Here is a 12,452-nt window from a genome sequence, read left to right as displayed (position 1 = left end):
AAGGACGTTTCAATTATTCAAAAGGACACGCCCAAGAAAAAAAAAATTTCAGTTGTTGAAAAAAAGCGGGAGAGAGAGGATAAACCAGCAAAAAGCAAAGGTGTCTTTTTCTTCAAAACACTGGCGAACCAGCTTCTGGGCCTTGTATAGCTGGTTTTTAACGCCTGATTTGGAGATGTTCAGTTCCGCTGCTATTTCATCGAGGCTCAGGCCTTTTTCCACGCTGAGGCGGAAAACATGCTGGCACTGGGTTGGAAGGGCCGCAATTTGCCGTTGCACTTTTTCATAGATAAAGCGGTAATTCCAGATATCCTCGGGTGTTTCGGCGGTAGCGTCCCGTTGTACCAGCTCCACGATGGCGGCTTTGCGTACCTGCTGATGCCGGAGATGGTCCAATAAACGGTTCCTGGCCGACCGGGCAATATAGGGTCTGAAGGCTGTTACCGTTGCCAACTTATCGCGTTGCTCCCATACACGGACAAACACGTCCTGTATAATTTCGTCGGCTTCATCGCGGGAAGTGGTGAAAAGATGTACGTACTGAGTTACAGCATCCAGGTGCTGGGAATAAAGCTGGGTAAAAGCTTCCCTACTCCCTTGCGATGCCTGCAGCATCAGGTTCGATTCGTTATATAATATTTTAGTTGACAAATGGCAGTAAACCGGTTGGCGATAAAAATATGTATTTTTTTTAAGTGTTCCAACCTTGCGGGATTAGATTGTTTCCGGTATCAAAATACAGCGGACAGATGGAATTTATGTTCCGGGGGGAAACCTGAAAAGCAGGTTTCTGGTGTTTAGTAATCTTCGGAAAATGAAAACAGTAATCACCGATGGCTTCCAAATAACATCCCAGCATGGGAGCAGTACCAAGTTTCTTGTCCTTGAGTCAAACCGATTACAGGCATGCCTTAACTATGCCGTTAAAAAGAACATCAAAGCTATAATCATTAATGATTACGAAGATTACCTTCCCGACCTGAATTTCCTTCATCAGTATGATTTTTTTACCGAAGTTTTTTGTGCAGCAGACTTAGAAGATATTTCTGCTATCTATGCGCTAAAAAAGTTACAAAAGCTTTCAATCAGTAATGGTAAACATGAAGTAGATCTTACCCGATTCAGCGCTCTGAAGGAGTGTTCAATTGATTGGAATAACAAAATAAAAGGCTTAGATCAGCCTAACAACATCCTGCATCTTGAAATATGGAAATTTAAACCCGCTTCAAAAGATTTTACAATCCTTTCGGGTTGTACCCAAACCAATATTCTGAAAATTACTGAATCAAACATTGAATCTTTCAAGGGAATTGATGCCATGCGATCTCTGGGGCATTTCGAGGGGCATTATTTGTCGAAATTAACCACCCTGGATGGATTAGAGGCTATAGCGCCACACCTGATGACCTTGATTTTAGAATATTGCAGAAAATTGTCTAACTACGACACCGTTCTTCGTCAGCTGGTCCATCTCAAAAAAATTATCTTAGGGGATTGCGGGCCACTACCATCGATCGATTTCGTCCGAAATCTGAAAGAGCTGGGATTCTTCAGTTTTGTTAATACCAATATTTTGGATGGAGACATTTCTCCAGCGGATAATTTGGGTTATGCTGGGTTTGATAATAAGCGTCATTATAACAGGAAGTTTGAAAACATGAAAAATGCGCCGTGGTAACGATCAAATTATATCATCGTGATTTTTTGAGGAAAATTCAACACGATAAACATTTTAGAGGGCTGACCACTGCTTTTGGTCGGCCCTTGTTTATTGAGTGTCTGGTGAACGCTTGTTCTTGTTTGTCTGCTGTGCTTGCTTTTTGAGCCAACCCTTCGAAAATCAATCTCCCTGCACAAATCCCGGTGGCGGGGCAAACCGTTCATCGGTAATAAAACCTTTATCGCTGAGGGTTTTCAGAAAAGCAATCAGCGCTTGTTTATCATCCTGGCTGAGTGTAAAACCGCTTTTGAAAACCGGATCCAGTGACGCTGTGGGATAAAAGCCGTTGTCGTAATGATTCATTACGCTTTCGAGGCTGCCAAAGCGCCCGTCGTGCATATAAGGTGCCGTGAGGGCTACGTTCCGCAGGGAGGGGACTTTAAACTTATACAGGTCTTCTTCCAGCAGGGTTATTTTAGCACGTCCGGAATCGGTGCCAAACGGGCGGGGTGCTACGCCGTTGTTACGGAAACTATTGTCAGTGAACAAAGGCGGTTTATGGCAGCTGGCGCAGCGTTGCTCAAAAAGAGCGAGACCTTTTTTCTCTGTTTCACTGAAGTTTTCTTTGCCGGCTATAAAACGGTCATAGCGGGAGTCGGCGCTGACCAGCATCACCATAAACTGGGACAGGGCTTTCAGCATCCGGGTACTGTTGATGCCCGGTGAGCCGAATGCTTTTTCAAACAGCTGCTGGTAGCGATTGTTGCGTTGCAGTTTCCCGATAACGTTGTTCAGCTTATCGTCCATTTCCACCGGGTTTTCGATGGGGGCAATGGGCTGAAGGTCGAGGTCATGCACGCCACCATCCCAGAAGAAAGTGGTGGACCAGGCCAGGTTCTGAATAGGCGGGGAGTTACGGGTACCCAGCCGGTCTTCGATACCGTGACTCACATCATGCCCGTGATGGGTGAACGCGTTGGCCTGTATGTGGCAACTGGCGCAGCTGATGGTGCCATCGCGGCTGAGGACGCCGTCGTAAAAGAGTACTTTGCCGAGGGCAAACCCGTCGTTGGTGACCGGGTTGTCGGCCAGCCGGTACACCGGTTCGGGGAAGCCGGCCGGCTTCACAAAAGTGATGTTGGTAGCCGGCCCGGGAGGGGTGCTTTGTTTGTGACAAGCAACGCTGGTAACAACGGTGAGTAAAGGCAATACAATGCCCCTGCCCCACCTATAACGATGATGCATAAACGAATAAATTAATCAGGAATGCTTACTTTTTCAGTTTAGCCATATATTTTCCCGGATTTTTAAGAAAGACTTCCTTGCAGGTGACAGAGCAAAAATGAATCGTGTCTTTTTCATAAACAGTCCATTCTTTGTAGGCCGTGTCATAAGGCATCTGGCATACAGGATCGGGCAGTTTATCGCTGACAGCGGTTTCCGTAGTAGCGGGTACTTCAGGCATGGGTGCATCTTGGGTTTCAGCAGGTTTGCTGTTTTGATTGCAGGCAAGGGCCAGGAGGACGCTACAGGTTAAGATCACTTGTTTCATGATAGAATTAATTAATGTTACTCGTTATGCACATGGTCAATGTTAAACATTTGCGTGTAATTATCCGCGATTTTCTCTGAATATGGCCCCGCCATTACATTTGGATTAACAGCGACGCTCACATTGGTGGTGCCGTTCAGCATTTTCAGCGCATCTGCGAAGAAATGGATTTGTGCCCGGCGGTCGCGGCGGACGATGGCTTTGCCGTTGTTGGGAATGGTAAGCGTTACCTCCCGGGTATTGTTGAGCGTACGCGGGCCGTTATTAAAATTGCCACCATACAGACCGATATGATACCGGAACAACTTTTGTGCATCGGTGGAAGCTGGTGAACCGCCTTCCAGTTTAGCGAAGATATAGCCGCTGTTCCAGCTCCAGTACATATCAGCCGCACCTTCTGCCGGGTCCAGTACACCGGGGCGTTTGCTGATATCCATGGTATTCCGGGCACTGTCTACCCCGATCATAAATTTTACCTGGGTATAATCACCGGCCGGCACATTGTAGAGCGTATGAAAGCCGGAGGCTTTATTGTCTTCGCTGATCAGTAAATAGGAGCTGTCCTGGGGCACGGTATATACCTGTCCGGAAGCCGTGATCAGCCGGAAATTGCTGACATAGTAGGCAAACTTGCTGATGGTGAGTGATTCACCGGTCGCGTTGCGGTACTGCTGATTGTTCAGAATCAGGTCGTCGGTGCCGGCGCGGTTATCGAATTCCAGTACCACCACGCCTTTTTCGTTCGGGTCGTTTGCCGGTGCGGTACTGTCTTTAGAGCAGGAAGCCAGGATGGTGAGTATGCTGAAGAGTAGAATATTTTGTTTCATGAGATGATCTTTTTAGAAGAAGAAATTAACGGTAGCGGATAAACGCGCATATGTTTTATTATACCCGGCGGAAAGATGCTGGTATACCGGTAGCTGGGCTTGTACCCCGGCAGAGAAACGGTTGAAATATACATCCGCTCCGATGCTGGTATGCAACATATCGCCGCCGGTATATTCCTTGGTTTTTTGCAGCTGGTGGTCGCCTTCGGCGTGTTCATACATGAGACCTGCGTAGGGCTGTAAGGCCACAGTTTTGCTGACCGGCTGGTACAGGAAACCCCGTAACGAGGTGTTGAAACGATTGCCAAACCGGTATTCTTCTTTGTTGGTGGTATTGATACGATAGCTGGCATCCGTATTCAGGCCCCATTTTCCCCTCCGGACAGTATATACCGCATTCAATACAAAATCGGTGCTGCGGCTGCCCGGTTGAAAGTTCTGGTAGATATTGCCACCTTCATCGGGGATGCCTGTTTTGCCGGTGGGTAGTTTAATACCGCCACCCGCCTGGAATACATGGTGCCATTTTTTGCTGAGGTCCCAGTTGTTGTCAATAAAGGTGTAATTGGCCATGAGTGTGATATCACCGAGGCCGGAAACAGTGGTGATACTTTTCCCTTCTTCCCGTCTGAAATATTGAAACGGCACAAAGGCAAAGAACTGTAGTTTTTTGGTAGCGTACCATCTGCCCCATACTTCTGTAGTATGATAAAATTCCCTGGACTCGTGGTTCATGGTGTTGCCCAATTCCATGGGATGGGTGGATTTAAATTGCCGGTATCCGTAGCGGAGACCGATGAAGTTCTTATGGTATTGCGGCAGTATACCCAGCTGGTAACCGCTGGCAGAACATCCGCAGATGTCGCAGGCCATGACGGATACAGGCATGAGCATAGCCATGATGAAAAATAACTTTTTCATTGTAAGGGTTTATACGGCAAAGCAATAACAGTATCGGCTATACGTAAATGAATAGCGATAACAAGGACGATACACGATGCGTGTATGTCTGACGATAATAAAAGATGCGTGATAGTAAATAACTATCAGCAGACTGACATGAATAACACAGACGGTTTAGCAGAGGGGCGGGTGAAATACGCTGTTGGCGGGACTGTGGGTGGGTTTTATGAGATAGAATGCGGTAAGTTCCGTGTGAATATCGAAGCAGGGCGCCTCACCGGAGAAAATTAGTTGTTCGCAGAATAAAGTGATCTCTTTGTTTTCTTTTTGAGTGTAAGGATTTTTTTGTTCCTGTTGTTCTTCCTTCAATAGTTGTTTACGTAGCTGGCACTTCCCGTTACAATGCATGGACGGGTTGTTCCTGTTTTCGCAAAGGTTGGCTGCAATGTAGGCCTGGTTTATCTTATAGCTGATAAACACCACCACTGAACCAAAGTTTTGCAGTAGCATGATGAAACACAATAATATGCAGGAGAGTTTTTTCACGCGTTGCAAAAATAGATATTTTCATCATAAAATATTCGTGCATTTATCAAAACTGATATAAATCATGTTATTTGTTTATTTGGATATTTTGATATTGAGGAGATGCTATATAAAGCGACATGCCCACTGATCTTTTCAGTGGGCATGCGTTTCAGGATATTATACATTGATCTCCGCCAATCAGCGAAATCAGCAAAAATCATGTTCATCAACGTTACCAGATGACAACTCTTTGTGCTTCCGGTAATGCCATTTTGCTACCCGGAGCACATCCCCATGCAGCCTGGAATTCCTGCAGGTGAGGCAGCGGTCCGTTGATACGGTCTCTTGCCGGAGAGTGAGGATCTGTCTGGATTTGCTGGCGAAGTGCGGCTTCGGTGATGTTACCGTGCCATACCTGCGCCCATCCGAGGAAGAAGCGTTGTTGCCAGGTGAAGCCGTCAATTGGTTTGGGTTCCTCTTTACCTTCGAAAGATTTTTTCAGTGCGTAGTAAGCGAGGGTGAGGCCGCCGAGGTCAGCAACGTTTTCACCGATGGTGAGTGCGCCGTTGATTTTTACGCCAGGCAGTACTTCGATTTTGCTGAAGTAGTCGATATAGCTTTTGGTCAGTTTATCGAAGTTAGCGCGGTCAGATTTGGTCCACCAGTTTTTGAGGTTACCATCTGCATCGAACTGGGAGCCCTGATCATCGAAGCCGTGGGTAAATTCGTGACCGATTACAGCGATGATGCCGCCGTAGTTGATCGCGTCATCGGCATTAGGATTGTAGAACGGCGGTTGCAGGATACCGGCAGGGAATACAACTTCGTTGTTGAGCGGGTTGTAGTATGCGTTTACAGTTTGTGGTGTCATGCCCCATTCGCTTTTATCCACGGGTTTACCGATTTTATCGATATTCTCTTTATGCTCATAAAGCACAGCGGAGATGGCGTTTTCGAGGAGTGTGCCTTTGTCAACCTGGATAGAAGAATAGTCTCTCCATTTATCGGGATAACCGATTTTATAGGTAAAGGAGGCCAGTTTTTTGCGGGCCATTTGTTTGGTGGAGTCGCTCATCCAGGTGAGTTTATCGATACGTTCGCCGTATACACTGCGTACGTTTTCGATCATTTTGGATACTTTCTCCTTGCTGCTTTCAGGGAAATATTTTTTAGCGAACAGTTTGCCCAGTGGCATACCCAGTTTGGAATCGGTGGAGCGGATAGCTCTTTCCGGACGTGTTTTCTGGGCTTTTTTGCCGGTCATTACAGTACCGAAGAAATGGAAATTCTCCTCATCAAAAGACTTCGGCAGGTAGCCGGCGAAGCTGGTGAGCAGTTGCCATTTGGTATATGTTTTCAGTACTTCAATGGGCGTTTGTTTCAGCAGTTTTTCGGCATTGGTGATATAACCTTTATTCTGCAGGATGACAGTATCTGTTTTGATATCCTGTTTCTGGGTGAAGGCATCCCAATCGAAGGCCGGCGCCAGTGTTTTCAGTTCTGTGAAGGCCGCTCTGTTATAGGTTTTAACAGGATCGCGCAGTTCCACATTGGAGAGCTGGATTTTAGCCAGCTGTGTTTCGATGCCGAGGATGGTCACACCTGGTTTTTGTTCCGGGAAACCAGCGAGGCTGAACATTTTATCTACGTGTTGAACGAATTCTTCCCGCACTTTTTTAGTGGCGTCGTCTGTTTTCTCATAGTAGCTTTTTTCGCCGAGGCTCAGACCGCTTTGTCCCTGATAGAGGACATTCATTTTACTGTTTTTGGCATCAGCTTCCGCACCGAAGCCCACGAAGGAGGATACGCCTATCTTCTGGAGTTCGCCGGTTACCGCAGCCCAGTCGCCCAGGTTCTTGATAGCTTCAATTTTATCGAGGTAGGGTTTCAGCGGGGTGATACCTCTTTTTTCGATGGTAGCGGTATCCAGGAAGGAAGCATAGTAGTCTGCGATTTGTTGTTCTTCCGTACCTTTTTTCAAATCTTTTTTGCCGCTCAGCTCAGCGATGATGCCTTTCAGGCGGACTTCCTTGTTCTGTTTGTCAAGGATGCCGAAGGCGCCCCAGCGGCTTTCGGTAGAAGGGATGGGGTTGTTTTTTTTCCAACCTCCGTTAGCATAGTTGTCGAAGTCATCGCAGGCCTTGTAGGCAGTGTCGATGTCGGCCAGGTTAAATGCCGGTACCTTGGCGGTATCGGTGGCTGCTTCGGAATGTTGCTGCTGCGTGGAACTGTTGGAGTTACAGGCCGCAAACGTAACCATGGCGGCCAGCAACGGTAGTTTTACCGCATTGTTTTTCTTCATATGTAAAACAGGTTTAGTGTTTAAAGTTATGGAAAAGAGGGGAGCAAAAATCAGCGCTTTTACATGAGCGGCAAGGGTTATAGAAAAACAACGGGAGAAGATCCTTGATTTTCTCCTAAATTAGGCGGGAATTAGGTAGGTTTGTATCGTAAAATGAGCTTTTTGGATGCGTTTGATGTTTAAATTATACAAGATTTTTACCGCCCTTGCCTTGATGATAACAGGTTTTTTTACGTTTGCGGGCATACTTTCGATCTTTACTGTAGGCTTTTATCCATTGTTGATCGTGTCGGTCATGGCTTGGGGCGCCTGCTTTATACATAGTATTTTATCGATATATCTCCAGCGCAGCCTGCTTATACCAGAGGTACAGCTGAAAGAAAATACACCGGGTGGCATCCGGATCATGGGAGTAATCACCCTTATTTGGGGTGGTATCCTGTTTTTGTTGGGCGCCGGTATCCTGGCTATGCCACCGGAAGCCAAAAAAGATGTGGTACAGCAATTGGGGGGAGATAACCCGGCTGTATTAACACCAATGGGCATCGTGTTCCTGCTGATTGGTTTTATCCTGACATTTAATGCCAACCTGTCTTTCCGTTTCCTGAGGGAATGGACACAACGGGATGAGAGACAGGAAGAAGAATAAGAAAATACCACTGCAACCGGTTCATTTTGACCGCAGGATCTCTTTGTTTGAAGCCACGGTCAACGAACTGTTTACCGGAGAAAAAGCGGAGCTGGCTGTCAGCCGTGCCCGCTCTATCAGGGATATTATGCAGTACAAAATGCAGCAGATCAATCAACCCAAACCATAATCCGCTAGAAAATAAGTTATGCAACCATTAGCAGAACGGTTAAGACCGGTGACATTGGATGAACTGGTGGGGCAGGAACATCTTACCGGAAAAGACAGTATCCTCAGAAAAGCCATTGAGCAGGGAAAAATACCTTCCATGATTTTATGGGGTCCTCCCGGTGTGGGTAAAACAACCATCGCCAATATTATTGCACATACCCTTCAGGTACCTTTTTATACGCTAAGCGCTATTTCTGCCGGTGTAAAAGAAGTGCGGGAAGTGATAGAAATGGCCCGCCGGCAGGTGCATGCGGTGCTTTTCATTGATGAGATCCACCGGTTCAATAAAGCCCAGCAGGATGCCCTGCTGGGAGCCGTAGAAAAGGGGATTATCACCCTGATAGGTGCTACCACTGAAAATCCTTCTTTCGAAGTAAATGCCGCGGTATTATCGCGTAGCCAGGTATATGTGTTGAAACCACTGGGCGATGACCAATTGAAAGAACTGCTCCGTCAGGCTATGGAGCGGGATAAATGGCTGCAAAGCAAAAACATTGAATTAAAGGAAACCGCTGCGTTGTTTAATATTTCCGGCGGCGATGCCCGCAAACTGCTCAACCTGTTTGAGTTGGTGGTGAGCACGCTGCAGGAAGATCCTATTGTGATCACCGATCAGAAAGTGATGGACATTGCGCAGCAACGGGTAGCCATATACGATAAAACCGGCGAACAGCACTACGATATTATTTCTGCCTTCATCAAAAGTATTCGTGGCAGCGATCCGAACGCGGCTGTGTACTACCTGGCCCGCATGATAGAAGGAGGTGAAGACGTGAAGTTTATTGCACGCCGGCTGGTGATACTGGCATCTGAAGATATCGGCAATGCCAATCCCAATGCGCTGTTGCTGGCTACCAGCTGCTTCCAGGCGGTGAACCTGATCGGTTATCCCGAATCACGGATTATCCTGTCGCAATGCGTGACTTACCTGGCTTCTTCTGCGAAGAGCAACGCTTCTTACATGGCTATCAATGCCGCTCAGGCCATGGTAGCGAAAACCGGTGATCTGCCGGTACCGATGCATATCCGTAACGCCCCTACGAAAATGATGAAAGAAATGGGCTATAGCAAGGGATATGCCTATGCTCATGATTACGGCAATAACTTCGTGGAACAGGAATTTTTACCGGATGCTATTAAAGGCACTAAGCTGTATGATCCGGGAAAGAACCCGCGGGAAGACGAGCTGCGTAAGCATTTGAAGCAGTTGTGGAAAGACAAATACAATTATTGATACAATAAAAAAGCGAAGACCTTGTCTTCGCTTTTTTATTGTTATTACTCTTTATCTTTTTGTAAGATTTCAAAAGTTTGTTCCAACCGTTCACCATTTTCATCTACCAGTGTGATGGTATGTTTGCCTGGTGGCGGATGTAATGCCATCTGATGAAATTCTACTGTTTCGCCGATGAAGTTATTATCCAGGTGCCAGTATATTTTCGCGGCACTGTTACGGTGGGTGGCGGTGAAGATGGTTTGGCCGGGTTGGCCGTTTAACTCCGTGGGCACATAAATACGGGTATTGGGCCGCGGATAAATCAGCTCAATAGGCGCCCGGTCCTGCCCCAGTGAAGCCAGGCAATCCGGTTTATAAGGCGGTAGCGGCGCATAATAGTTTTTGCTTCTATAGTAGTACTCCTGTGAAGGCGGCAGAATAAACCATGCTTTGTGTTGCATGAACTGTGGCGATTCGCAGGCTTCTGTAACCCGCCACTGACCGGTACGGTCCAGGTGTACCAACTGATGGAAGGGGCATACGCCGGAACGGATACCAGCTGCCGGTACCATAACGGAATCTTTTTCATCGCAAAGGTCGCTGGCACGATAACCGCTTTTACGGCATACTTCCACTTTTTTCAGCAGTGCGGTAGGCGTCGTAAACCAGCCTCCCGTGCGTAACTGGCGGAATACATCAAAAAGTATAGGCGCCGCCGTAGACACCCCGATGAGCCCCGGACGACCTTCCCCATCAGCATTTCCTACCCACACCCCTACTACATATTTAGGGGTGAGACCGATGGCCCAGCCATCGCGGAAACCGAAGCTGGTACCTGTTTTCCAGGCAATGCGCTGCGATGAGGAGAACTGTTGCCACAACAGTTCCTCTCCCGGACGCATCACTTCCGTCATCGCTTCAAAGGTATACCAGATAGCGCCGGCGTTGAGGATGCCTTCCTTGCTGAGACCATATTGAGAAGGACGTTGTATATCCGCCTGATAATTTGGCGGATGAATATCATCCATATCGTATTTGCCATTGTACTGGTCCAGGTGGATGAGCGTGCGTGCCATACTGGCGTACATGCCGCACATCTCCCATAGCGTGGTTTCTCCACCGCCCAGGATCAGCGACAGACCGTAGTGATCGGCCGGTTTGTTGAGGGTGGTGATGCCCATTTTCTGTAGCAGCGTGTGAAAACGTTCATAGCGGTACATCTGCAGCATACGTACAGCCGGGATGTTGAGCGAACGGGCCAGTGCGCGGGAAGCGGGTACTGCCCCGTCGTAGCCCAGATCGAAGTTCTGTGGCGAATAACCGGCAATTTGTGTGGGAATGTCCGGTATCAGGGTATTCGGGAGTATCAGACCATCGTTGAGCATGGCCGCGTAGAGTACCGGTTTGAGCGTACTGCCGGGGCTGCGTCTGGCCTGTATAATATCCACATGGCTTTCCAGTTCAGGATCTGAAGGGGTGTAGATATTACCGACATAGGCGAGGGTATTGCCTGTTTCCACATCCAGCACCAACACCGCCGCATTGTTGATGTTGTTGGCTTTGTAGGCATTGTGATATCTTTCCGTGATGGCGGTTACATTCCTTTGCAACGCGGCTTCCACGGTGCTTTTGATACGGGTAGGCCCATCGGATTTTTGTTGCTGGTAGTCGAGGCGGAAGCGGTCCAGCAGGTGAGGCGCATCCTGCGGTAGCGGCAAAGGCTGTGCCGGCAAGGGTTCCAGCTTCGCCAGCTGACAGGTAATACTGTCAATGGTTTTGTTATGATAGAGTTTATCGAGTAATTGGTTTCGTTTATTGAGCAGCGTGTTACGGTTACGGCCGGGATGCACCAGGGCCGGACTATTCGGCAACACGGCCAGTGCCGCCATTTCGCCCCAGGAGAGCTGATCCGCTTTGCGGCCGTAATAGCGCCAGGAAGCGGCTTCCAGTCCCACTACGTTACCACCGAAAGGTGCATTCGCCGCATACAGTGCGATGATTTTCTTTTTGGAGGCTGCAAATTCCAGTCGTGTAGCCAGTACTGCTTCCACCATCTTCTGCCAGAAGGTGCGGGGCTGATTACGGGATATACGGATCACCTGCATCGTCAGGGTACTGCCGCCGCTGACTACCTTCTTTCCGCGCAGGTTCTGCCGGATAGCGCGGCTAACGGCCAGCGGGTCTATCCCCCAATGGTAATAAAAACGTTTGTCTTCATAAGCAACAATACATTTTTCAAATTTCTCCGGTACATGAGCGTTGTAGGGGAAGCGCCATTGCCCGTCCGGCGCGATACTGGCGTTTAATAAATCTCCGTTGACATCTTCCAAAACAAAGGAAGTAGGGCTGGTAAACAGTTGGCGGGGCAAACAAAAATAATAGGCAATCAGCAGGATACCGGCGGCGGTGAGCCACCATTTTCTCTTTTTGCACCATTGCGGGAAGCGTTGAAATTTCATTGCGTGATAATAGTATTGTTGATTGGGTTACTGTTTTGAGGCAGGGAAATCATTCACTTTGATCTGTTCATTATCACCTTCAAAATGAACAGGGTATTGTGTTTCCTTGTACTTAAATTTGACTTCTTCTTTTTTGAAACCATATC

Annotated in this window: 12 protein-coding genes; 4 read left to right on the top strand and 8 right to left on the bottom strand. The window is 47.7% G+C overall.

Annotated elements, in window-relative coordinates:
* Positions 1-48: 48 nt before the first annotated feature.
* The gene (locus ICL07_RS12090; protein ID WP_188088155.1) at positions 49-651 is read right to left on the bottom strand and encodes an RNA polymerase sigma factor; all 603 of its coding nucleotides are present in this window, start codon (positions 649-651) and stop codon (positions 49-51) included.
* Between the two features lie 163 nt (positions 652-814).
* Here ICL07_RS12090 and ICL07_RS12085 point away from each other — a divergent pair, with 163 nt between their 5' ends.
* On the top strand, positions 815-1,678 hold the full coding sequence (locus ICL07_RS12085; RefSeq protein ID WP_188088154.1) for a hypothetical protein: 864 nt from the start codon (positions 815-817) through the stop codon (positions 1,676-1,678).
* Positions 1,679-1,840: 162 nt separating this feature from the next.
* On the opposite strand, the gene ICL07_RS12080 is transcribed toward ICL07_RS12085, so the two are convergent.
* From ICL07_RS12080 to ICL07_RS12055, 6 genes are all read right to left on the bottom strand, one after another.
* The gene (locus ICL07_RS12080) at positions 1,841-2,905 is read right to left on the bottom strand and encodes a cytochrome-c peroxidase (RefSeq protein WP_188088153.1); all 1,065 of its coding nucleotides are present in this window, start codon (positions 2,903-2,905) and stop codon (positions 1,841-1,843) included.
* Between the two features lie 25 nt (positions 2,906-2,930).
* Positions 2,931-3,212: a YHS domain-containing protein gene (locus ICL07_RS12075; RefSeq protein WP_188088152.1), complete on the bottom strand. Its 282-nt coding sequence runs from the start codon at positions 3,210-3,212 to the stop codon at positions 2,931-2,933.
* 17 nt (positions 3,213-3,229) lie between these two features.
* Entirely contained in the window at positions 3,230-4,039 is an 810-nt protein-coding gene (locus tag ICL07_RS12070; RefSeq protein ID WP_188088151.1) for an MbnP family protein, read from the bottom strand.
* Between the two features lie 12 nt (positions 4,040-4,051).
* Positions 4,052-4,960, bottom strand: coding sequence for a transporter family protein (locus ICL07_RS12065; protein ID WP_188088150.1), 909 nt, complete (start codon positions 4,958-4,960; stop codon positions 4,052-4,054).
* A gap of 156 nt (positions 4,961-5,116) precedes the next feature.
* Positions 5,117-5,452, bottom strand: coding sequence for a hypothetical protein (locus ICL07_RS12060; RefSeq protein ID WP_188088149.1), 336 nt, complete (start codon positions 5,450-5,452; stop codon positions 5,117-5,119).
* Between the two features lie 250 nt (positions 5,453-5,702).
* Entirely contained in the window at positions 5,703-7,772 is a 2,070-nt protein-coding gene (locus tag ICL07_RS12055; protein ID WP_188088148.1) for a M13 family metallopeptidase, read from the bottom strand.
* A 286-nt stretch (positions 7,773-8,058) separates the two neighbouring features.
* Here ICL07_RS12055 and ICL07_RS12050 point away from each other — a divergent pair, with 286 nt between their 5' ends.
* The 3 genes from ICL07_RS12050 to ICL07_RS12040 are packed head-to-tail and all read left to right on the top strand — an operon-like array spanning position 8,059 to position 9,865.
* Positions 8,059-8,421 (top strand): hypothetical protein, encoded by a 363-nt coding sequence (locus ICL07_RS12050; protein ID WP_188088147.1) that lies wholly within the window; start codon positions 8,059-8,061, stop codon positions 8,419-8,421.
* The gene (locus ICL07_RS12045; RefSeq protein WP_188088146.1) at positions 8,399-8,590 is read left to right on the top strand and encodes a globin family protein; all 192 of its coding nucleotides are present in this window, start codon (positions 8,399-8,401) and stop codon (positions 8,588-8,590) included. Before ICL07_RS12050 ends, ICL07_RS12045 begins: the two co-directional genes overlap by 23 nt.
* A gap of 18 nt (positions 8,591-8,608) precedes the next feature.
* Positions 8,609-9,865, top strand: coding sequence for a replication-associated recombination protein A (locus tag ICL07_RS12040; RefSeq protein ID WP_188088145.1), 1,257 nt, complete (start codon positions 8,609-8,611; stop codon positions 9,863-9,865).
* Between the two features lie 44 nt (positions 9,866-9,909).
* Here the strand turns inward: ICL07_RS12040 and pbpC are convergent, their stop codons facing one another.
* Entirely contained in the window at positions 9,910-12,306 is a 2,397-nt protein-coding gene (gene pbpC / locus ICL07_RS12035; protein ID WP_188088144.1) for a penicillin-binding protein 1C, read from the bottom strand.
* Between the last annotated feature and the right edge of the window lie 146 nt (positions 12,307-12,452).

The organism is Chitinophaga qingshengii, assembly GCF_014529935.1.
Lineage (GTDB): Bacteria > Bacteroidota > Bacteroidia > Chitinophagales > Chitinophagaceae > Chitinophaga > Chitinophaga qingshengii.
This window is presented reverse-complemented; position numbering and strand designations above follow the sequence as displayed.